We start from the raw sequence: 22,533 nt of genomic DNA, 5'->3' as shown, positions 1-22,533 counted from the left end.
GCCCCCACGCGCAAGGACCGGTGCCCGCCGGCATGTCCGCGGCCACACAGCTTTACAGGAGCGAGGAACATCTTCATGAGCAGCGACACCGCCGCAGGCACTAACACTGCCAACACCACCGCCGCCGCAGGCACCGACACTCCCACCGCCGAGGGCAGCACTGCCGCCAGCGCTAATGGTGCCACCGGCGCCGCGCGCCGCCGCGGACCCTTCCGCGAAGGCGAACGCGTCCAGCTCACGGACGAGCGCGGCCGCATGAACACGATTACCCTCGAAGTCGGCGGGGCCTTCCACACCCACAGGGGCTTCCTGAACCATGACGAGATCATCGGCAAGCCCGACGGCTCAGTGGTGGTCAACAACGTCGGACAGCAGTACCAGACGCTGCGTCCGCTGCTCTCGGACTTCGTGCTCTCGATGCCCCGCGGCGCGGCCGTCGTCTACCCCAAGGACGCCGGCCAGATCGTGACCATGGCGGACATCTTCCCGGGCGCACGCGTTGTCGAAGCCGGTGTCGGCTCGGGCGCCCTGTCCATCTCCCTGCTGCGCGCGGTGGGGGACAACGGCTACCTGCATTCCTTCGAACGCCGCCAGGAGTTCGCGGACATCGCCCGCGGCAACGTCGAGACCATCTTCGGCGGACCGCACCCGGCCTGGAAGATCTCCCTTGGCGACTTCCAGGAGGAAGTGGTGCGCACCGAGGAACCCGGCTCCGTGGACCGCGTGGTCCTGGACATGCTCGCGCCGTGGGAATGCCTCGACGCCGTCGCCACCGTCCTGGCCCCCGGCGGCGTGTGGATCAATTATGTCGCGACTGTGACGCAGCTTTCGCGGACAGCCGAAGCCATCCGCGCGGACGGACGCTTCACCGAACCCGACGCGTGGGAATCCATGGTCCGCGGCTGGCATCTCGAAGGCCTGGCCGTCCGCCCGGACCACCGCATGGTCGCCCACACGGGTTTCCTGCTGGTAACCCGCCGCCTCGCCGACGGCGTCACGGGCATTTCGGTAAAGCGCCGCCCCTCCAAGACCGACTTTAACGAAGAAGACGTCAACGCCTGGACCCCGGGCGCTGTGGGCGAGCGTGCGGTCTCGGACAAAAAGCTGCGCCGCGCCGCCCGCGACGCAATCGCCGGAACGAACGTCGTCGACGCCCCGGAGATAACGAACTAGGCAGCATATTTCGGATGTCTCCAGCGGCACCCGCCTTCTTAGGGCTATGGTCTTAACAGAAGAGCAGGAAGGGGCTGATGCACGATGGAGACTCCGAATACTGACCCGGGCCGCACACCGGCCGAGGACGCAGCGGATGCTGCCGCCCGCACGGATGCGGCCCGCGCCGCAGCCGGCGAGGGTGACCGGTATGCCGCCAATGAACTGTCCGTCGCCGAGCGGCAGGTCAACATCCTCCGGGACAAGCTCCGCCACATTGACCGCCAGCTCGCCGCCGCGACGCAGAACAACTCCAAACTGGTCAGCATGCTGGAAACGGCCAAGGCCGAGATCCTTCGGCTGAAAAACGCCCTCGACCAGGAGGGACAGCCACCGTACAGCTTCGGCACCATCCTCCAGCTCAACCCCAAACGGCAGCCGACGGCCGGGAACAGCGGCCAGGCGGCCACGGAGGAATCCGTGGATATCTTCAACGCCGGCCGCAAGATGCGGGTTGGGATCAGCCCGCTGGTCAACATCAGCCAGCTCGCCGTCGGGCAGGAAGTCCTGCTCAACGAGGCCCTGATGGTGGTCGCCGGACTCGGCTACGAGCGGGCCGGGGACCTCGTCACGCTCAAGGAAATGCTGGGGCCTGACCGTGCGCTGGTGGTGGGCCGCGCCGACGAGGAGCGGGTCATCCGGCTCTCCGGTGCCCTGCTCGCCCAGCGGCTCCGGGTCGGCGACGCGCTCTCGATTGATTCCCGGACCGGGTACGCGCTGGAAAAGATCCCGCGCTCGGAAGTGGAGAACCTCGTGCTCGAGGAAGTCCCGGACATCACCTACCAGGACATCGGCGGACTGGGCCCGCAGATCGAACAGATCCGCGACGCCGTCGAACTGCCCTTCCTGCACCCGGACCTGTACCGGGAGCACGGGCTGAAGGCGCCCAAGGGCATCCTGCTGTACGGCCCGCCCGGCTGCGGCAAGACCCTGATCGCCAAGGCCGTGGCCAACTCGCTGGCCGCCCGGGCCGCCGAGCGCGCCGGCAAGACGGACATGAAGAGCTACTTCCTGAACATCAAGGGACCCGAGCTGCTCGATAAGTACGTCGGCGAGACCGAACGCCACATCCGCCTGATCTTCGCGCGCGCCCGGGAAAAGGCGTCCGAGGGCAGCCCGGTGGTGGTGTTCTTCGACGAAATGGACTCGCTGTTCCGCACCCGTGGCACTGGCATTTCCTCCGACGTCGAAACCACCATCGTCCCGCAGCTCCTCAGCGAGATCGACGGCGTCGAACGGCTGGACAACGTGATCGTGATCGGCGCCTCGAACCGGGAAGACATGATCGATCCGGCGATCCTGCGCCCTGGCCGCCTGGACGTGAAGGTGAAGATCCAGCGCCCCGACGCCGAGGCCGCGGCCGACATCTTCAACAAGTACATCACCACGGACCTGCCGTTCCACGAGTCCGACCTCGGCGAGCACAACGGCGACGTGCAGGCGACCGTGGACGCCATGGTCCAACGCACCGTCGAGGCGATGTACTCCACGGAGAAGTCCAACGAATACCTCGAGGTCACCTACGCCAACGGCGACACCGAAATGCTCTACTTCAAGGACTTCAACTCCGGCGCCGTGGTGCAGAACGTCGTGGACCGGGCCAAGAAGTACGCCATCAAGGACCTGTTGACCATCGGCCAGAAGGGCCTGCGGATCGACCACCTGCTCCGGGCGGTCGTGGACGAGTTCCGTGAACACGAGGACATGCCCAACACCACCAACCCGGACGATTGGGCACGCATCTCCGGCAAGAAGGGCGAGCGCATCACGTACATCCGCACCATTGTCCAGGGCAAGGCCGGCCAGGAGCCCGGGAAGTCCATCGAGACGATGCCCAGCACAGGCCAGTACCTGTGACGGCTGTTGTCCCCGGCAAGCCCGCCGACACCGCGGGCGGGCTGCCGGTCGGCGGGGCGATGCGGGTCATGGGATCGGAGACCGAATACGGCATCCACGCGCCCTCGGCCCCGGGAGCCAACGCCACGATGATGTCAGCCCGGGTCATTCAGGCGTACGCGCAGGTGACCCGGCAGCGGGCCGCCGGCGGCGCCGAGACCCGGTGGGACTACACGGACGAGGAACCGCTGCACGACGCCCGCGGCTGGACCTTGGAGCGTAGCAGCGCGGACCCGGAACAACTCACCGACCAGCCTCCCGTCCTCGACGCCGAGGCGATCGCCCTCGCCTACGGGCGGCAGGAACTCGAGGCCGACGGCGAGGACGAGTCCGGCACGCTGCTGATGAACATGGTGCTGGGCAACGGCGCACGGTTGTACGTGGACCACGCCCACCCGGAGTATTCCAGCCCCGAGGTGACCAACCCCCGCGCCGCCGTCACGTGGGACGCCGCCGGCGACCTCGTGGCACTGGCCGCGGTCCGGCGCCTCGCTGCGGATCCCGAACTGCCGCCCATCAACCTGTACAAGAACAACACGGACAACAAGTCGGTCTCCTACGGCTCGCACGAGAACTACCTGATGCCCCGCTCGGTGCCCTTCGGCGAAATCGTGCGCGGCCTCACGCCGTTTTTCGTCACCCGGCAGATCATTTGCGGTGCCGGGCGGGTGGGCCTCGGGCAGGACAGCGCCCGGGCCGGCTACCAGATCAGCCAGCGCGCTGACTTCTTCGAAACCGAAGTGGGCCTGGAAACCACCATCCGCCGCCCCATCATCAACACCCGGGACGAGCCCCACGCCACCGCGGACAAATACCGCAGGCTGCACGTCATCATCGGCGACGCCAACCTCAGCCAGGCCTCCAACTTCCTCAAGTTCGGCACCACCGCGATGGTCCTGAGCCTGATCGAGGCCGGGCTGGCGCCGCGGATCGAAGTTCATGAGCCCGTCGCCGCGCTGCAGGCCGTCAGCCACGACACCTCGCTCACCGGGTTGCTGCGCCTGGGCGACGGCCGGCGGATCAGCGCCCTGGACCTCCAGTGGATCTATTTCGAGGCCGCCTCCAAGCACGCGCAGGACACCGGCGTCGCGGACGCCGTGGACGGTGACGGCCACACCCACGAGGTCCTGGAGCGGTGGTCCGCCACGCTGAGCGAACTCGGCGGTGACCGGGCGGCGGCCGCATCCTCAGTCGAGTGGCTCGCCAAACTGTCCCTGCTCGAGGGCTACCGCCAGCGTGACGGCCTGGGCTGGGACAACGCACGGCTGGGCCTCGTGGATCTGCAGTGGGCCGACATCCGCCCCGAAAAAGGGCTCTACTACCGGCTGCTGGCGCGCGACCGGATGCACCGAATCGTCGACGACGCCGCGATTGCCCGTGCGGTGACCGAACCGCCGTCGGACACGCGGGCGTACTTCCGCGGGCGCTGCGTCAGCAGGTTCGGTGCAGACCTCGCGGGGGCCAGCTGGGACTCGGTGATCTTCGATGTCCCCGGCCGCGGCAGGCTCCAGCGGGTCCCTACCCGCGAGCCGCTGCGCGGAACCGAAGCCCTCACCGGCGGCCTGTTTGCCCGGCACCGGGAGGCCGGGACGTTCCTGGCGGAACTGCTCGGGCTCAGCCCCGGTTCCTGAAAACAAAGCCCCCCGCGGGCGCCCCGGGCGTGGCACTATTGCTAGAGGATGTCCCTTAGGAGAAAAGGGACGGACATGAAGGAGAAAACAATGGCAGGCCAGGAGCAGCAGCAGCCGCAGTCGCGGGACACCGAGGTTGACGAGGACGTCCCCGCCGCGCCGCCGGCCCCGGCGGACGCCCAGGCGTCGGCAGCCACCCAGGGCGTCGATGATCTCCTCGATGAGATCGACGGCGTGCTGGAGTCCAACGCCGAGGAATTCGTGCGCGCATTCGTCCAAAAGGGCGGCCAGTAGGAGCGCCGCCGGCCGCCGGATGAGGGCGGCGGGAGGGGCTAAGGGCCGGAAGAGTCGTTGATCCACCACGTTGAGGGAGAGCGTTAGTGCAGGAAACAACAGCCAACCGAGTAGCAGCCAACGCGACGTCCTCATTCACCGAGCATCTGCAGCGCGAACGGCCCGATTTGATGCCCTTCGGCCAAGTGCCTTTCAACCAGTTGCCTGCCGGCGGGCACGCCGGCCAGCCGGGAGCACCGCTGCAGGCCCCGCACGGGACGACGATTGTGGCGATGACCTATGCCGGGGGAGTGCTGATGGCCGGGGACCGCCGCGCCACCATGGGCAACGTGATCGCGAGCCGGCACATCGAGAAGGTCTTTCCCGCCGACCAGTATTCAGTGCTGGGCATTGCCGGGACCGCCGGCATCGCCCTGGACATCACCAGGCTGTTCCAGGTTGAACTCGAACACTACGAGAAGATCGAGGGCACGCTCCTGAGCCTGGACGGCAAGGCGAACCGGCTCGGCGCCATGGTCCGCGGCAACCTGCCCATGGCCATGCAGGGCCTCGCCGTCGTGCCCCTGTTCGCAGGATTCGACCGGCCCGCAGGTTTCGGCCGGCTCTTCTCCTACGATGTCACGGGCGGCCGCTACGAGGAACAGGAGCACCACGCGGTGGGATCCGGCTCGATGTTCGCCCGCGGCGCGCTGAAGAAACTCTGGCGTCCCGGCCTCTCGGAGCAGGACGCCGTGGCGGTCGCCGTCGAGGCCCTGTACGACGCCGCCGACGACGACTCCGCCACGGGCGGCCCGGACCCCGTCCGGCAGCTTTGGCCGGTGGTGTACATCGTGAACCGGACAGGTGCCTTCCGGGTACCGGACCGCGACCTTGCCGCCGTGGCCGGCCGCGTCATCGAATCCCGCACTGTCGCCCAGCGGGAGGCCTGAGATGACCCAGCAGTTCTATGTATCTCCCGAACAACTGATGAAGGACCGTGCGGACTTCGCACGGAAGGGCATCGCCCGTGGACGTTCGGTGGTGGTCATCAGTTGCCGGGACGGGATTGCCCTCGTGGCGGAGAACGCGTCCCCGTCCCTGCACAAGATCGGCGAGATCTACGACAAAATCGCGTTCGCGGCCGTCGGGAAGTACAACGAGTTTGAGAGCCTGCGGCAAGCCGGGGTGCGGTATGCCGATGTCCGGGGCTATTCCTACGACCGCGAGGACGTCACGGCCCGCGGCCTCGCCAGCGTCTACGCACAGAGCCTCGGCGCGGTGTTTACGGCCGAACAGAAACCCTTCGAGGTCGAACTGGCCGTGGCCGAAGTCGGTCAGGCCCAGGAGGCGGACCATCTGTACCGGCTGACCTTTGACGGGTCCATCGCCGACGAGCACGGCTTTATTGTGATGGGCGGCCAGGCGGACAAGGTCTCCGAGGCTGTCGCGGCGGGCTGGCAGGGCGAACTCGACTTCGCCGGCGCCATCCGGCTGGCCCTCGCCGGGCTCGTGGCGGACAAGGAAACCACCACCCTGCCCGTATCCGCACTGGAAGTTGCGGTACTGGACCGGGGATCGGAAAGCGGCCGCGGCACCCGCCGGGCGTTCCGCCGGCTTGAGGACCCGGACATCGTGGCATTGCTGGCTGAGGAGAAGTGAGATGGACAAGCGCATATTCGGCATCGAAACCGAATTCGGAATTTCCTATTCAAGCCCGGAGTCCCGGCCGCTGGCACCGGAGGAAGTAGCCCGCTACCTCTTCCGCAAGGTGGTCAGCTGGGGACGGTCCTCCAACGTCTTCCTGACCAACGGCTCGCGCCTTTACCTGGACGTCGGGTCGCACCCGGAATACGCCACCGCCGAGTGCGACGACCTCGCCCAGCTGATCGCCCATGACCGTGCCGGGGAACTGATCCTGTGCGACCTCGTAGACGAAGCCCAGGAACGGCTGGCGGCGGAGGGATTCAACGGCACCGTATACCTGTTCAAGAACAACACGGATTCGGCCGGGAACTCCTACGGCAGCCACGAAAACTACCTCATCCCGCGGCGCGGGGAATTTTCCCGGCTCGCGGAAATCCTCATCCCGTTCCTCGTGACCCGCCAGCTGATCGCCGGGGCCGGCAAGATCCTCAAGACCCCGCACGGGGCGACCTTCGCGTTCTCCCAGCGGGCCGACCACATCTGGGAAGGCGTCTCCTCCGCCACCACCCGCTCCAGGCCCATCATCAACACCCGGGACGAGCCGCACGCGGACGCCGAGTTCTACCGGCGCCTGCACGTGATCGTGGGCGACTCCAACATGTCCGAAACGACGGCGCTGCTCAAAATCGGCACGGTGGACCTGATCCTGCGGATGATCGAGGCCGGGGTGATCATGCGCGACATGCGGATGGAGAACCCGATCCGCAGCATCCGGGAAATCTCCCACGACCTCAGCGGCCGGGCACTGGTCCGGCTCGCCAACGGCCGGCAGCTCACGGCCCTGGAAATCCAGCGCGAATACCTCGGCAAGGTGACCGCGTTCGTGGCCGAACACGGCGCGCACAACCCCCACGTGCCGCTGATCCTGGACCTCTGGGAGCGCACGCTGGACGCCATCGAAAGCGGCGACACGAGCACGATCGATACCGAAGTGGACTGGGCCATCAAGAAAAAGCTCATGGACAACTACCGGGAACGGCACGGGCTGGGCCTTGACGCTCCCAGGATTGCGCAGCTGGACCTGACCTACCACGACATTTCCCGTGGCCGCGGGCTCTTCTACCTGCTCCAGGCCCGCGGGGCCGTGCGCCGGGTGGTGGACGACACCGCGGTCAAGGACGCGGTGGATGCCCCGCCGCAAACCACGCGCGCCAAACTCCGCGGCGACTTCGTCCGGCGCGCCCAGGAACTCGGCCGCGACTACACCGTGGACTGGGTCCATCTGAAGCTGAACGACCGCGCCCACCAGACCATCCTGTGCAAGGATCCCTTCCGGAGCGTGGACGACCGGGTGGATGCGCTGCTGGACTCGATGGGCTGATACCCAGCTTCGCACGTTATTCTGGGGTAGGGCCGCCCTGCGGCCGCCGCTTTCTTTGCCACGGGAAACCGAACGGCACTGAGTCCACCCTGCCTCGACGAAAGTTTCCAATTGCGCCGACTACTAGCAATTCTTCTTCCCGGACTGCTGCTGCTGACCGCCTGCGGCGGCAACGAAGCGCCTCCGGCTCCGGAACCCACCAGCCAGTCCGCCGGTGAGACCGCCAAGCTGGACTCGGTCAAATTGACTGAGAACGGTGACAAGAAGGCTCCCGGTGTCGACTTCACCAAGCCGCTCGACGTCAAGGAACCCACTGTCAAGGTGGTCACCGAGGGCAGTGGCGACCGGGTCAAGGCCAACCAGATCGCCGACATTTCGATTGTGGCGTTCAACGGCAAGGACGGCTCCACCCTCGAGGACACGTTCCCGAACGATCCCGAGCCGCTGGAACTGAACGACGAGCTCAAGGGCAGCAGCCCCGTCATCTACAACGCGTTCGTGGGCGCCAAGATCGGCTCGCACCTCGCCCTCGCCGTTCCCGGCCAGGCCGCAGCCGAGGGTGCCGAGGCCAAGCCGACGCAGCTCCTGATCGTCAAGGTGCTCTCAGCCAAGGACGCACCGCCGGTCCTGGACAAGCCCGAAGGCGACGCCGTCACCCCGCCGGCCGGACTGCCGACCGTCAAGGAAAACGACAAGGGCGTTCCGGTGGTCTCGGTCGCCGGCGTCAAGGCGCCGACCGCGCTGGTCTCCCAGGACCTCATCACCGGCAAGGGCCAGGCCCTCAAGGAGACCGACACAATCACCGTCAACTACGTCGGCGTCGCCCTCGCCACCGGCAAGGTCTTCGACTCCAGCTTCGAGAGTGGCAAGAAGGCCACCTTCCCGCTGACCGGCGTCATCAAGGGCTGGACCCAGGGCCTGACCGGCAAGACGGTCGGCTCCCGCGTCCTCCTGGTCGTCCCGAAGGACCTCGCCTACGGAGATCAGGGCCAGGGCGACGCGAAGGGCGACCTCGTCTTCGTCGTCGATATCCTCGGCGTCAAGTAATCCACCGCTACATCTGCCACCACTACACGTCACCTCAAAGGAGTAACCATGTCATTTGGACAGCGCAACCTCGACCGCGAGAAGCCGGAAATTGACTTCCCCGTAGGAGACGTCCCCACCGAACTGGTCATCACCGACCTGATCGAAGGGGACGGCGCCGAGGCCAAAGCCGGCGACACCGTATCCACCCACTACGTGGGCGTCGCCTGGTCCACCGGTGAAGAATTTGACGCCTCCTGGGGCCGCGGCGCGCCGCTGGACTTCAGGGTCGGCGTCGGCCAGGTCATCCAGGGCTGGGACCAGGGCCTGCTGGGCATGAAGGTCGGCGGCCGCCGCCGGCTCGAGATCCCGTCCGAGCTTGCCTACGGTTCCCGTGGCGCCGGCGGGGCGATCGGCCCCAACGAGGCCCTGATCTTCGTCGTGGACCTCGTCGCCGTCCGCTAGTCCCCACCCGCCCCCCGGGGAACGAAGCGCGGTAACAATCGGAAAAGTTCTTCCGGCTGTTGCCGCGCTTTCGTCATTTTCCGCGACCGGCTTTAGTACCCTTGCGGGGTGTCCGCCTCACGTACAGAACGCCTCCTGAACCTGCTCATCGCCCTGCTCAACACCAAGTACGGCCTGCGCCGCAGCGAGCTGCGCGAAAAGGTCTACCACGACACCACGAGCAGTGACGTCGCCTTCGGCCGCATGTTCGAACGCGACAAGGGCGAGCTGCGCCAGTTTGGCTTCGACGTCGAGGCCGTGACGGACACGGGCTGGGGCTCCGACGACCCGGCAACCACCCGCTACCGGATCGGCAAGGAATCGAACCGGCTGCCCGACGTCACCCTCACCCCCGAAGAGTGCACGGTCCTGATCCTCGCGGCCCAGCTCTGGGAGCACGCCGCCCTCGGCTCCGCCGCCGTCGACGCGGTCCGGAAGCTGCAGGCCGCCGGCGGCCTGGTCGACGCCGAACTCTCCACCGGCGTCCAGCCGCGCATCCGCCCCGCCGGCCAGGCCTTCGAGGACCTGGTCGCCGCGATACACGCCCAGCACCCGGTCCGGTTCAGCTACCTCGCCGGCAGCACCGGCCAGGACCAGGAACGCCTGGTGGAGCCCTGGGGCCTGGGCAGCCGCTTCGGCCAGTGGTACCTCGTGGGCCACGACCGGGGCCGGGGGGACAAACGGTTCTTCCGCCTGTCCCGCCTGACGTCCGCCGTGACCGTCATGGACAAGGAGAGCTTCACGCCGCCGGCCGGGTTCAACGTCCGCGCCGAGCTGGCCGGCCTGGCCGAGCTGCCGGTGCAGAGCGCCGTGGTCGACGTCGAACACGGGCGGCTCCTGGGCCTCCGCAAACGCGCCCAGCCGCTTCCGGACGCAGCGCCGGAAGCCGCAGCGCCGGAAGCCCGAACACCGGGGCATTCGGCCGGGACGGACCGCCTCGCGGTGCCCTTCCGCGATGCCGAGACCCTGGGCGAGGAGCTGGCCTCCTATGGTCCCCGCGTCACCGTGATTTCACCCCCCGAACTCGCCGGCGCCGTCCACCGCCGCCTCACGGCAGCCGCCGAGTTCGCCGACAGGCCCCTGCCGGATGTGGCCTTCCCGGCGGCGGGCCGCGCCGGCCGTACCCGGAAACGAACCTCGGAGGACCAGCTCAAGCGGATGCTGCAACTCGTCCCGTTCCTTGTCCACAACCAGGGACTGCACATCAGCGAGGTCGCCGCCAGGTTTGGCATCACCCGCAAGGCACTCGAGGACGACCTGCGGATCCTGATCTGCTCGGGCCTCCCGGAGGGGTACCCCGACGATCTGCTGGACATCCAGTGGGACGATGACCACGTATTCATCACCCAGGCACTGGACCTGACCCGCCCCGTACGGTTCACCGTGGACGAGGCCTGTGCGCTCCTGACCGGCCTGGAGACCCTCAACAGCCTGCCCGAACTCGCCGAAGGCGGCGCCCTGGAATCGGTGACGCTGAAACTCATGGCCGCGGCGGGGGAGGAAGGCGTCAAAGCGGCGGCGCTCTCCGGCCCCGAGGTGGCCCCCGGCAATTCCGCCGTCCTCGACACCGCCCGCGCCGCCCTCGAATCCGGCGCGCAGCTGCACCTGAGGTACTTCTCGGCGCAGCGCGACGCCGTGTCCGAACGCGACGTGGACCCCCTGCGGCTCTATTCGCTGGACAACACGTGGTACCTCGAGGCGTACTGCCACTCCGCCCAGGGCCTCCGTAACTTCCGGCTGGACAGGATCGAAGCCCTTGAGCCCAACGGCCGGCGGGCGGCCGCGACGGCAAAGCCGGCGGACAGCTTTCCGGTGAAACTGTTCACCCCGAACGACGACGACACGGTGGTGGTGGTGGAACTCGCACCCCGCGGCACCGGCCTCGCTGACGACTATTACGCCGAGCGGACCGCGGCCCTGCCTGGCGGCGGAATGCTCGCCGAAATCCGGTTTGGCAGCACGGACTGGCTGCCGATGTTCGTGGCCCAGCACGGCGGGATGGTCCGGATCCTGCAGCCAGAGGCCCTCGCGGCCGCGTCGCGGGAGTGGCTCGCCGCGGCCCTGACGCAATACGAAGCCTTCCCGGATCGCCCGATAGACTGATCAGCATGCCTTGGTGGTCCTGGATCGTTATTTGGATAGCGCTTGTCGCGTTGTCGCTGTTGTTCTTCGGCGTGCTCGGCTTCCGGCTGTTCCGGCAGGCCACGACGACGCTCACCGAATTGGGTGAAGCCGCGGACCGCTTTTCCACCCTGCCTTCACCAGCGGGCACCGGCACCGTTTCAGCGGCCGGTTCGACAGCGGCCGGCGTTGGTGACCCGGTCAGCGCGGACGAGTCTCTTCGGCCGGCGCCCGGCGACGCCATTTTTGCCTCGCCCGCGCGGATGCGACATGATTACCACGCATCCAAGCTCGCCCGGCAAAACGCCCGCCGGCTGCGCCGCATCCAACGCAAGAAGGACCGCGGGCAACCCCAGGCACTGCGCGACATCGAAACGCGTTAGACATAGGATGTATTCAAACGAAAGGACCTCTCCCCATGAGGCTTGAAGGCTGGCATCTCATCATCATCATCGTTCTGGCACTGGTGCTGTTCGCTGCGCCGAAGCTGCCGGGCATGGCCCGCAGCCTGGGCCAGTCGATGCGCATTTTCAAGTCGGAAGTCCGGGAAATGAAGAAGGACGGCACCACCGATGCCAAGGATGGCTCCGAGCCGGTTGAAGGACGGGTCATCAACCACCCGCAGGCCGGCGCACCGGAAAGCCGCACGGGCGACGGAACCGACGTTCCGCCGTCGACCCGCGCCTAAGACCGCATGGCAGTAACCATGAGCCGTCGATCGAACCCCGAGGGGAGGATGGCGCTCCTCGACCACCTCAAAGAGCTGCGCAACCGGCTCTTCAAGGCGGCAATCGCCGTCGTCCTTGGGACGGTAGTGGGTTTCCTTGTCTACCAGCCAATGCTGGCGGCGCTGATCAAGCCGATCCGCGACCTGAATGAACACGAAGGCCGCCAGGCGACCCTGAATTTCGACGGCGTCGCGAGCTCCTTCGACCTCATGATCCAGGTCTCCGTGTTCCTGGGCCTGATTATCGCCAGCCCCGTCTGGCTCTACCAGCTCTGGGCCTTCATCGTGCCGGGGCTGCACAAGAAGGAACGCCGCCTGGCCCTGTCCTTCGTGGCGGCGGCCGTGCCGCTCTTCGTCGGCGGCGTCCTGCTGGCCTGGCTCGTGCTGCCCAACGCGGTCCGTGTCCTGACCGACTTCACGCCGTCGGGCGGCTCCAACTTCATCAGCGCCCAGGTGTACCTGTCCTTCGTGTTGCGGCTGCTGCTCGCCTTCGGCATCGCCTTCCTCCTCCCGGTGGTCCTGTTCGGGCTGAACCTGGCCGGGCTCATCAAGGGCCAGCAGCTGCTCAAGAGCTGGCGGATCACAGTCTTCCTGGTCTGCCTGTTCGCCGCGATGGCCGCTCCCGGCGCCGACGCCATGAGCATGTTCTACCTGGCCGGACCCATGCTGGCGCTGTTCTTCGCCGCGATCGGGCTGTGCCTGCTCAACGACCGCCGGCGCGAGCGGCGCGCCGTCAAACGCGACGCCGAGACCGAAGCCACCGCCGACCACGCCACCCCCAGCTCCGAGCTGGAGAATCTCTAGCCTTTCGCGCACTAGGCTGGAAACATGTCCTCACACCCCGGGCCGGAATCACCGTCCGAACGTTACCGCGCCAGCGTCGAGCGGGCTGCTGAAGCCAAGACCTATCTGGGCGGGTTCATCCGCTCGCTCGAATTTGAACTCGATGACTTCCAGCGCGAAGCATGCCTGTCCCTGCAGGCCGGCCGGGGCGTGCTGGTGGCCGCCCCCACCGGCGCCGGGAAGACGATTGTGGGGGAGTTCGCCATCTATCTGGCCCTCCAGCGTGGGCTCAAGGCGTTTTACACCACCCCCATCAAAGCCCTGAGCAACCAGAAGTACTCCGAACTGGCCGCCAAGTACGGCGCCGCCCAGGTGGGCCTGCTCACCGGAGATACCAGCATCAACGGCGACGCCCCGGTGGTGGTGATGACCACCGAAGTGCTCCGCAACATGCTCTACGCGGATTCGGACACCCTGGATGATCTCGGCTTCGTGGTCATGGACGAAGTCCACTACCTCGCCGACCGCTTCCGCGGCGCAGTGTGGGAGGAAGTCATTATCCATCTGCCCAGCGAGGTCCAGGTGGCGTCCCTGAGTGCCACGGTCTCCAACGCCGAGGAGTTCGGTGCGTGGCTCGACACCGTCCGCGGGCAGACCGATGTGATCGTCTCCGAGCACCGCCCGGTGCCGCTGTGGCAGCACGTCATGGTGGGCCGGAAGATCGTGGACCTGTTTGCCGGCGACACGAGCTTTGACGAGATCGCCCTGCCTGGTGGGGCAACTGCCAGTGAGACAAGTGCCAGGGGGGCAACTGCCAGTGAGACAAGTGCCAGGGGGGCAACTGCCAGTGAGACAAGTGCCAGTGAGGCGTCCGCCGATGCCGTAGCCGAGGCTGTCGTCGGGGGCCGGGCGGCCGCCGTCACCTCGGAAGTGCCCGGGCGGGCCGGCTTCGAGGTCAACCCGGAACTGCTGTCCATGGCCCGGGCCGAGAGCCAGATGAATTTCCGTGGCCGCTTCGGCCACGGCGGCCGGAACCAGCGCCGGCAGCAACGCAGCCAGCGGGACCAACCGCAGGGAGCCCAGCGCAGCCCGGTGCGGAAAGCCAGCCGGCCGCAGGTCATCGCCAGCCTGGACCGGCAGGACCTTCTGCCGGCCATCACCTTCATCTTCTCGCGCGCCGGCTGCGATGCCGCCGTGGCCCAGTGCGTCGCGGCCGGACTCTGGCTGACCAGCGAAGCCGAACAGCAGATCATCGCCCGGCGCGTCGACGAGGCGGCCCAGGACATCCCCTCGGATGACCTCGATGTGCTCGGCTTCTGGAGCTGGCGGGACGGCCTGCTCCGCGGGCTCGCCGCGCACCACGCCGGCATGCTGCCGACCTTCAAGGAGGTTGTGGAGAAGCTGTTCGTCGACGGGCTGGTCAAGGCCGTCTTCGCCACCGAAACACTGGCCCTGGGCGTGAATATGCCGGCCCGCTGCGTCGTGCTCGAAAAGCTGGACAAGTTCAATGGCGAGGCCCATGTCAACATCACGGCGGGGGAGTACACCCAGCTGACGGGCCGCGCCGGCCGCCGCGGCATCGACGTCGAGGGCCACGCCGTCGTGCTGTGGCAGCCCGGAACGGATCCGGCCGCCGTCGCCGGCCTGGCCTCACGGCGGACCTACCCGCTGAACTCCAGCTTCCGGCCCACGTACAACATGTCGATCAACCTTTTGGCGCAGTTCGGCCGGCCGCGCGCCCGGGAGATCCTCGAATCATCCTTTGCCCAGTTCCAGGCGGACCGTTCCGTGGTGGGACTGGCCCGGCAGGTCAGGAGCCGGGAAGAATCCATTGCCGGGTTCAGCAAGGCCATGACCTGCCACCTGGGCGACTTCACCGAATACGCGCGGTTGCGGCGGGCCCTGGGCGATGCCGAAACCATGGCCTCCCGGAGCACGTCCCGGGCCAGGAAGTCCTTGACCGAGGACTCCCTGAGCAGGCTGCTTCCGGGCGACGTGGTGGATGTTCCGGCCGGGAAGTCGCCCGGGCTCGCGGTGGTGCTCAGCTCCGACCACGAATCCCGCGAGCCCCGCCCCGCCGTCATGACTCTGGACAACCAGCTCCGCCGGATCGGCCTGCACGACGTCGAAGGTCCGTTGTCGCCGATCACGCGGATCAGGATTCCCAAGACCTTCAACGCCAAGGTTCCCAAGTCCCGCCGCGATTTGGCGTCCTCGGTGCGCAACGCCATCCGCGAGCACCGGCCGCCGGCGCCGCCGCGCCGCGACGACGACTTCGGCCGGGCCTCCGCCGCGCCCAACCAGGAGAAGCGGATCGCCGAGCTGCGCCGGGAACTGCGCGCCCATCCGTGCCACGGCTGCAGCGAACGCGAGGACCATGCCCGGTGGTCCGAACGCTGGTGGAAACTCCGCCAGGAAACGGACGGGCTCATCCGCCAGATCCAGGGCCGGACCAACACCATCGCCAAGACGTTCGACCGTGTGTGCGGCGTCCTGACGGGCTACGGCTACCTGGAAACCTCGGACACCGGTGCGCTGTCCATCAGCCCGGACGGGCAACGCCTGCGGCGGATCTACGGCGAAAAGGACCTGCTGATTTCGCAGTCGCTGCGGATGGGGGCCTTCAACGACCTCGACGCCGCCGAGATCGCCGCGCTGGCCAGTGTGCTCGTCTACCAGGCCAAGCGTGAGGACCGCGGCCTGCGGCCCAAGATGCCGAGCGTGTCCCTGGAATCCGCGGTAGACACCGTGGTCCGCGAATGGTCCGCGCTGGAGGACGTCGAGGAAGCCAACAAGCTGCCCCTCACTGGCGAGCCCGAGCTCGGCCTCGTGTGGCCGATCTTCAAATGGGCCAAGGGCCGGCACCTCCAGGACGTGCTGAGCGGCACCGACCTGGCCGCGGGCGACTTTGTCCGCTGGGTCAAACAGGTGATCGACCTCCTGGACCAGCTCGCCGACATCCCGAACCTCGACCCCCGGATTGCGCGGCTGTGCGCGGAGGCCATCAAGCTCGTCAAACGCGGCGTCGTCGCCTATTCCTCCGTGGCCTAGGGCGCGGGCCGGACCGGCCCGCTGCCTGCACCACTCGCTGGGCCGCTGCCGCGGCCTCCCAGATTTTCGAACCCGCCGGCGCTCGGCCGGCCCCAGCAACAAGGAGTTCCCGCCCCATGACCGATTCGCCGGCCGCCCCCGCCCCCCGCAACGTCACGCTGTACCGCAACGGCTCGGTCTACACAGCTGCCGATCCCTTTGCGACTGCGATGCTGGTTGACGGCGACACCGTCGCCTGGGTTGGTTCCGAGCAGGCCGCCACGTCCATCGCCGATTCCTCCATGGAGGTGATCGATCTGCAGGGCGCGCTCCTGGCACCCGGCTTCGTCGACTCCCACATCCACCTGACGGAAACCGGAATCGCGCTGGAGGGCCTCCAGCTGGCCGGGGTGCGCTCCTCCGCTGAACTGCTCGACGCCGTCGCCGCCGCCTCCGCCTCCAGCGCGGACGGTCCCGTCCTGGGCCACGGCTGGGACGAGACCACCTGGGCCGATCCCGCCCTGCCCTCCCGGGACGAAATCGAACGCGCGGCCGGCGGCCGCCAGGTCTACCTGTCCCGAGTGGATGTCCACTCGGCCCTGGTATCGAACTCCCTGGCCGCATCGGCCGGACTGGACGGGCTCGACGGCGGCGGCGCCGGAAGCCAGGTCAAACGCGATGCCCACACCGCGGCCCGCCTGGCGGCCCGCCGGCTGCCGGCGGACGCCCTGCGCGCGTACCAGCAGCGCGCCCTCGCCGAGGCTGCGGCCAACGGCTACGTGGCCCTCGCCGAGATGGCCGCGCCGCATATCGGAAGCATCGAGGACCTGCGGCTCGCGGTGGCCTGGAACAGCACCTCCGGCGGAGGACCGACCGGGGTGGACGGCGTGGCAGCGCCGGAGATCCTGCCGTACTGGGGCGAGCTCGCCGGATCCGCCGAACATGCCCAGTCCATCCTGGACGAATTGGGCCTGCCTGTACTGGGCCTGGCCGGTGACCTGAACATCGACGGCTCGATCGGCTCACGGACCGCCGCACTGCGGGAGGATTACACCGACGCGCCCGGAGAGCGCGGCAACCTGTACCTCTCCGTGGCCGAGGCAGCCGCCCACCTCGCGGCGTGCTCCCTCCTGGGGATCCAGGCGGGTTTCCACGTGATCGGCGACGCCGGCCTGGACGCGGCCCTCGACGCCCTCGACCTCGCCGCGGCTGAGGTGGGGGAGCAGCGCGTCCGTGCCGCGGGGCACCGGTTCGAGCACGTCGAACTCGCCGATGCCGCGGCCATCAGCCGGCTGGCCCGCTATTCGGTCAGCGTCAGCGCGCAGCCGGTCTTCGACGCCCTGTGGGGTGGCGGGGACCGCCTGTACCAGCAGCGCCTCGGCTCCCGCCGGCTGGGAATGAATGCCTTTGGCAGCCTCTACGCGGCCGGTGTGCCGATCTGCTTCGGCAGCGACAGCCCGGTGACGCCGCTCCGGCCGTGGTCCAGCGTGCGAGCGTGCCTGCAGCACACCAATCCCGCCGAACAGATCTCCGCCCGCGCCGCGTTCCTCGGCCACACGCGGGCCGGCTGGCGGGCAGCCCGCTACCCCAACCCCATTGCCGGGCAACTGGTGCCGGGCGCTCCGGCCAGCTTTGCGGTCTGGGAGGTTGAGGAGCTCATGGTCCAGGTGGCCGACGGGCGCGTGCAGTCGTGGAGCACCGACCCGCGCGCCCGCACCCCGCTGCTTCCGGCGCTGGACACCGGCAGCGACCCTGCCTGCCTCCTGACGGTACGGGACGGCCAGGAACTCTATGCCAGCGGCGCCCTCCACGCCTGACCACCTGGCGCCTGATCCGGCCCGTCATCCAGCGTACGGAGCGGAAACATTTCCACCCGCGACCCCGCCCTGACCTGCACCGACAGACGAAACGGCAGGTCACGGCTCGGTTGACAGATCGGCCCGCCCCCGTAGCATTGAGGGGCAACGGAGGGTTGCGTACCGCGCAGACTCCGGCAGTCCCCGGTCCTTCCCAGGTTGCCGCACCCGCGGGAGCTTTACTTGGCCATGACCACGGGCACCCCCAGGGGGCGGGTCTACTTCGCAGCAGAAAACGGTTCCGGCGCCGCAATTCGTGGCCTGCCGGAACTGGCCCGAAGCGGGTGGACCTGCCCGGGCGGCCGCACGGCCGCCCCACGGGCGCCCCACGGGCGCGCAACTCCCTATAATGGGAAGTTGCGCCTGAATATCCGGAACCATTGACTTTCGGCGCACCGACCGCTCCCTTCAAGGAAAGGCCTCGCTGTGCGTGTCCTCACCATCATCCCGACCTATAACGAGCTGGAATCGTTGCCCAAGACCCTCGGTCGCCTGCGCACAGCCGTGCCCGCCTCCGACGTGCTGGTTGTCGACGACAACAGCCCTGACGGCACGGGGCAGCTGGCGGACCGCATGGCCGCAGAAGACGGACAGGTCCACGTCCTGCACCGCGCCGGAAAGGCCGGCCTGGGAGCGGCGTACATCGCGGGCTTCAAGTGGGGCCTGGACGCCGGCTACGACATCCTCGTGGAGATGGACGCTGACGGCTCGCACCAGCCCGAGCAGCTGCCGCAGCTGATTGAGGCCGTGGAGCAGGGCGCGGACCTCGCCATGGGCTCCCGCTGGGTTCCCGGCGGCCGTGTGGTCAACTGGCCGCTCTACCGCCAGGCCATCAGCCGCGTCGGCAGCACGTACGCGCGGATCATGCTCGGAGTGAAGATCAAGGACGTCACCGGCGGCTTCCGCGCCTTCCGGCGGACCACCCTGGAGAAGCTGAACCTGGATGCGGTCGACTCGGTAGGCTATGGCTTCCAGGTGGATCTGGCCTGGCGCGTGGCCAAACTCGGCCTGACCATCGTGGAACGGCCCATTACCTTCGTGGAGCGCGAGCTCGGCGCTTCGAAGATGAGCGGCAACATCGTCGTCGAAGCCATGATCAACGTCACCAAATGGGGACTCACGGCCCGCTGGAACAAGCTCCGGGGCAAGCAGGACAGCAGGCAGAACGCCTGAGGCGTGTCTCCCGGTCCGGGCATCGCCTGGGTATAGGGTCGGGCGGTATGGCGCTGCGACTTGTTCAGGTGAATTTCAAGGCTCGGGATGACTCAACGCTCGGCCGGTTTTGGGCGGAGGCACTCGGCTGGGGCGTGTCCAGCGAGGGACCCGGTGTGACCAATGTTGAACCCCTGGGTTTCGTCTGGCCGGACCCCGCCGCCGTCTGCATCGATGTCGTCACCGTCCCGGACCCCGAGACGGTGAGGTACCGGGCACGCCTCGATCTCGCCACCACCTCTGCGGCCCACCAGGCGGAGCTGGTCGCTCATCTCTTGGGGCTCGGCGCGACGCCCGCCGACGTCGGCCAGGGTGCTGAGCCCTGGACGGTTCTGGCCGACCCGGAGGGCAACCTGTTCCGCGTGCTGGAGCCCCGCCCGATCTACCAGGACACCGGGCCGATCGCCGCGGTGGTGGTCCGCTGCGCAGACCCGCGGGCCATGGCCCGGTTCTGGGGCGGGGCGACGGACTGGACCCTGCACGAGGTGGGCGATGATCATGCGAGACTGCGTTCGGCCCAGGGTGTCGGGCCGTACCTTGAGTTCCTTCGCACGCCCGGCGTGCAGACCGTGTGGGGCCGTGTCCATCTCGACCTGATGCCGTACCCGGGTGATGATCAAGCGGCGGAGGTGGCCCGGCTGCGGGCTCTGGGCGCCACTGACGCCGACGTCGGCCAAGGCGATGTGCCCTGGGTCTGCCTCGCCGACTCGGAGGGCAACGAGTTCTGCGTCCTCACCCCCGGCTGACGCAGAATCCCTGCTCCTGTGCGCGTCCAGACGGTGCAGCCGCAGGATGCGCAGGGGAGGCGCAGAGCATGGAGGCGCAGGAACAGAAAAAGGGCCGGGCCCGCATCATTCGATGCGGGCCCGGCCCTTGCCGTAGCCGGTGCGCTGGGGGACTAGGCCGAGCGGCGTTCGCCGCGGCGTTCGCGCAGGATGGTGAGGCGATCTTCGAGGATCTGCTCAAGCTCGGGAAGCGAGCGGCGCTCCAGCAGCATGTCCCAGTGCGTGCGCACTGCCTTCTCGTTGCTGTTCACGGGACGTTCGCCGTCCACCAGCAACGCCTCCTTGCCCGTCTTCGAAACCCAAACCGGGGGGATCTCGGCTTCCGAGGAGAATGTCACGAACACCTGCTCGCCATCCTCGCAACGGTATTCAACCCGCTGGCGCGGAGCCGGTTCGACGCCGGATTCGGTCTCCATGCTCTGTGCGCCAAGGCGCATACCCCGCAGGCTGCGATCGCTCATCTTTTCTCCCTCTATTCGGTTCGCAGGGTCAAGCCCTGCGTTGTCCGGGGACCGTCAGGCGCCGGACTTCTGGTTGCACCGCGCTGTACCGTACCTGGCCCGGAGTGGCCCGGCCAGATGACAGTCACCAGTGGACAAAACTCTTTGGAACGTCATTGGAATCAACGCTGTGCGGAGCGTTTTTGTTCCGGACGGCTGAACTGACCGGACAAATATTCAAGTATACGGGAGTGGTGCGGGCGCGGTAAAGCGAGTAGCCCCGCGGCGTGAACTGCGTATCCTGTACCCGACCGGGCCGGCCTTAAGCCGGCTGGCCCCCGCAGCCGGGCCGAAACGGCCGGTCTGCGGGGGCCAGGACGGAACTATCCGATCCGAGAGACCCAGTGCGGGAGCAGGATCAGGGCCGGTTCCCTTGGCCGTCGGCTGCGGCGGGCGGTGAGTACGGTGCCACGTCCGGCGTTGAGGCCGTCTGCTCCTGCACCGCGCCTGCACCCAGTACGCTGCCGATCCCCTTGAGCGCCTCGCCAACCTCGCTGGGAATGATCCACAGCTTGTTCGAGGATCCCTCGGCAATCTTCGGGAGGGTCTGGAGGTACTGGTAAGCCAGCAGTTTCTGGTCCGGGTTGCCCTTGTGGATCGCGTCGAAGACCTTCTGGATGGCCTGCGCCTCGCCGTCGGCCCGCAGGATGGCCGCCTTCGCGTCGCCTTCGGCCTTCAGGATGGAGGACTGGCGCTGGCCTTCCGCGGTGAGGATCGCGGACTGCTTGGTGCCCTCGGCCGTCAGGATGGCGGCGCGGCGGTCACGTTCGGCCCGCATCTGCTTTTCCATCGAGTCCTGGATCGAGTGGGGCGGATCGATCGCCTTGAGCTCGACCCGGGAGACCCGGATGCCCCAGCGACCGGTCGCCTCGTCCAGGACGCCGCGGAGCTGGCCGTTGATCTGGTCGCGCGAGGTCAGCGCTTCCTCCAGGTTGAGGCCGCCAACCACGTTGCGCAGAGTGGTGGTGGTCAGCTGTTCCACTGCCTGGATGTAGTTGGCGATTTCGTAGGTGGCGGCCCGGGCATCCGTGACCTGGAAATAGACCACGGTGTCGATCGAGACCACCAGGTTGTCCTCGGTGATGACCGGCTGCGGCGGGAAGGACACCACCTGCTCCCGCAGGTCGAGCAATGGCAGCAGGCGGTCCACGAACGGGATCAGCAGGGTAAGTCCGGGATTCAGGGTGCGTTGGTATTTACCCAGCCGTTCAACGACGCCGGCACGGGCCTGTGGAATGATCCGGACCGACCGGACCAGCACAATAATTACAAACACAATTAGTACCAGCAGCACAATTGCGACTGCGATATTCATACATCACCTATTCCCCAGTTGTTTTGTTTTAGTCTCGCGCCGGCAGCGCCGCACCGGCCGGACAGCAGTGCCCGCCGGACAGCGCCCTTTATTGGACGGCGGATTCCGGTTGCGGAGCCACGATCGCGGTGGCCCCTTCGATGGCACTGACCACAGCCTGCTGTCCGGGCGCCAGCACTCCCGATTCGGACCGCGCACTCCAGACGTCCCCGCCAATCTTGACGAGCCCGCCGTTTTCGCTCACAGCCTCCATGACGACGGCGGATTCGCCGATGAGGCGTTCAATGTTGGTGCGCTGATCCGCCGGTCCCCGGTGGAGATGCTTGAGGGCCACCGGCCGGACGAAGCCGATCATGAGCAGGGACACCACGCAGAAGGCGATGATCTGCAGCCACGGATCGGCGCCGGCGAAGTCCGCCACAAGCCCGGCCAGGGCGCCGCCGCCGAGCATGATGAAGAACAGATCGAGTGTGATCATCTCGACCACGGCAAACAGGAGAAAGAGCGTGAGCCACAACGCCCACCAATTCTCGATCAGCCATTCAGACATCAATTCCCCCTAGAGTTCCGGGAGCTGCAGGCACAGGTCCCCAGTAACTGTGATTCCATCCTAAGCGGAAAGGCAATAGCTGGGACC

Annotated in this window: 20 protein-coding genes; 17 read left to right on the top strand and 3 right to left on the bottom strand. The window is 67.6% G+C overall.

Features of this window, described 5'->3' with window-relative positions; genetic code table 11:
- Window positions 1-75 precede the first annotated feature (75 nt).
- The 17 genes from AC1DFR_RS01245 to AC1DFR_RS01165 all read left to right on the top strand — a co-directional run bounded on the left by AC1DFR_RS01245 (window position 76) and on the right by AC1DFR_RS01165 (window position 20,042).
- Window positions 76-1,173 (top strand): tRNA (adenine-N1)-methyltransferase, encoded by a 1,098-nt coding sequence (locus tag AC1DFR_RS01245; protein WP_476855878.1) that lies wholly within the window; start codon window positions 76-78, stop codon window positions 1,171-1,173.
- An 84-nt stretch (window positions 1,174-1,257) separates the two neighbouring features.
- Window positions 1,258-3,069 (top strand): proteasome ATPase, encoded by a 1,812-nt coding sequence (arc, locus tag AC1DFR_RS01240; protein WP_459384756.1) that lies wholly within the window; start codon window positions 1,258-1,260, stop codon window positions 3,067-3,069.
- Window positions 3,066-4,739, top strand: a complete 1,674-nt coding sequence (gene dop / locus AC1DFR_RS01235) for a depupylase/deamidase Dop (protein WP_476850914.1) — start codon at window positions 3,066-3,068, stop codon at window positions 4,737-4,739. Before arc ends, dop begins: the two co-directional genes overlap by 4 nt.
- 90 nt (window positions 4,740-4,829) lie before the next feature.
- Window positions 4,830-5,033 carry a ubiquitin-like protein Pup gene (locus AC1DFR_RS01230; RefSeq protein WP_026266331.1) on the top strand — a complete coding sequence of 68 codons (204 nt, stop codon included), beginning with the start codon at window positions 4,830-4,832 and terminating at the stop codon, window positions 5,031-5,033.
- 86 nt (window positions 5,034-5,119) lie between these two features.
- The gene (gene prcB / locus AC1DFR_RS01225) at window positions 5,120-5,962 is read left to right on the top strand and encodes a proteasome subunit beta (RefSeq protein WP_028275579.1); all 843 of its coding nucleotides are present in this window, start codon (window positions 5,120-5,122) and stop codon (window positions 5,960-5,962) included.
- A 1-nt stretch (window position 5,963) separates the two neighbouring features.
- Window positions 5,964-6,671, top strand: coding sequence for a proteasome subunit alpha (gene prcA / locus AC1DFR_RS01220; RefSeq protein ID WP_028275580.1), 708 nt, complete (start codon window positions 5,964-5,966; stop codon window positions 6,669-6,671).
- 1 nt (window position 6,672) lies between these two features.
- Window positions 6,673-8,037 carry a Pup--protein ligase gene (gene pafA / locus AC1DFR_RS01215; protein WP_026538699.1) on the top strand — a complete coding sequence of 455 codons (1,365 nt, stop codon included), beginning with the start codon at window positions 6,673-6,675 and terminating at the stop codon, window positions 8,035-8,037.
- A gap of 111 nt (window positions 8,038-8,148) precedes the next feature.
- Window positions 8,149-9,084 carry an FKBP-type peptidyl-prolyl cis-trans isomerase gene (locus AC1DFR_RS01210; protein WP_476872528.1) on the top strand — a complete coding sequence of 312 codons (936 nt, stop codon included), beginning with the start codon at window positions 8,149-8,151 and terminating at the stop codon, window positions 9,082-9,084.
- 48 nt (window positions 9,085-9,132) lie between these two features.
- Window positions 9,133-9,528, top strand: a complete 396-nt coding sequence (locus tag AC1DFR_RS01205) for an FKBP-type peptidyl-prolyl cis-trans isomerase (RefSeq protein ID WP_028275583.1) — start codon at window positions 9,133-9,135, stop codon at window positions 9,526-9,528.
- A gap of 108 nt (window positions 9,529-9,636) precedes the next feature.
- The gene (locus AC1DFR_RS01200; RefSeq protein ID WP_476872527.1) at window positions 9,637-11,670 is read left to right on the top strand and encodes a helix-turn-helix transcriptional regulator; all 2,034 of its coding nucleotides are present in this window, start codon (window positions 9,637-9,639) and stop codon (window positions 11,668-11,670) included.
- Between the two features lie 5 nt (window positions 11,671-11,675).
- Window positions 11,676-12,071 carry a hypothetical protein gene (locus AC1DFR_RS01195; RefSeq protein ID WP_476858558.1) on the top strand — a complete coding sequence of 132 codons (396 nt, stop codon included), beginning with the start codon at window positions 11,676-11,678 and terminating at the stop codon, window positions 12,069-12,071.
- Window positions 12,072-12,106: 35 nt separating this feature from the next.
- Window positions 12,107-12,376, top strand: coding sequence for a Sec-independent protein translocase subunit TatA (tatA, locus tag AC1DFR_RS01190; RefSeq protein WP_018772900.1), 270 nt, complete (start codon window positions 12,107-12,109; stop codon window positions 12,374-12,376).
- 48 nt (window positions 12,377-12,424) lie between these two features.
- Window positions 12,425-13,219, top strand: coding sequence for a twin-arginine translocase subunit TatC (gene tatC, locus AC1DFR_RS01185; RefSeq protein WP_028275586.1), 795 nt, complete (start codon window positions 12,425-12,427; stop codon window positions 13,217-13,219).
- Window positions 13,220-13,243: 24 nt separating this feature from the next.
- A complete protein-coding gene (locus AC1DFR_RS01180; RefSeq protein WP_476872526.1) occupies window positions 13,244-16,249 on the top strand; it encodes a DEAD/DEAH box helicase in 3,006 nt (1,001 codons plus the stop codon).
- A gap of 116 nt (window positions 16,250-16,365) precedes the next feature.
- Window positions 16,366-18,045: an amidohydrolase gene (locus tag AC1DFR_RS01175; protein WP_476872525.1), complete on the top strand. Its 1,680-nt coding sequence runs from the start codon at window positions 16,366-16,368 to the stop codon at window positions 18,043-18,045.
- Window positions 18,046-18,510: 465 nt separating this feature from the next.
- A complete protein-coding gene (locus AC1DFR_RS01170; protein ID WP_223916354.1) occupies window positions 18,511-19,257 on the top strand; it encodes a polyprenol monophosphomannose synthase in 747 nt (248 codons plus the stop codon).
- Between the two features lie 47 nt (window positions 19,258-19,304).
- The gene (locus tag AC1DFR_RS01165; RefSeq protein WP_476872524.1) at window positions 19,305-20,042 is read left to right on the top strand and encodes a VOC family protein; all 738 of its coding nucleotides are present in this window, start codon (window positions 19,305-19,307) and stop codon (window positions 20,040-20,042) included.
- A 152-nt stretch (window positions 20,043-20,194) separates the two neighbouring features.
- Here the strand turns inward: AC1DFR_RS01165 and AC1DFR_RS01160 are convergent, their stop codons facing one another.
- The 3 genes from AC1DFR_RS01160 to AC1DFR_RS01150 all read right to left on the bottom strand — a co-directional run bounded on the left by AC1DFR_RS01160 (window position 20,195) and on the right by AC1DFR_RS01150 (window position 22,446).
- Entirely contained in the window at window positions 20,195-20,542 is a 348-nt protein-coding gene (locus AC1DFR_RS01160) for an RNA polymerase-binding protein RbpA (protein ID WP_026266329.1), read from the bottom strand.
- 397 nt (window positions 20,543-20,939) lie between these two features.
- Window positions 20,940-21,896, bottom strand: coding sequence for an SPFH domain-containing protein (locus tag AC1DFR_RS01155; RefSeq protein WP_028276337.1), 957 nt, complete (start codon window positions 21,894-21,896; stop codon window positions 20,940-20,942).
- Window positions 21,897-21,984: 88 nt separating this feature from the next.
- Window positions 21,985-22,446, bottom strand: coding sequence for an NfeD family protein (locus tag AC1DFR_RS01150; RefSeq protein ID WP_028276336.1), 462 nt, complete (start codon window positions 22,444-22,446; stop codon window positions 21,985-21,987).
- Window positions 22,447-22,533: the final 87 nt, after the last annotated feature.

Source organism: Arthrobacter sp. 05T410, assembly GCF_056396505.1.
This window is presented reverse-complemented; position numbering and strand designations above follow the sequence as displayed.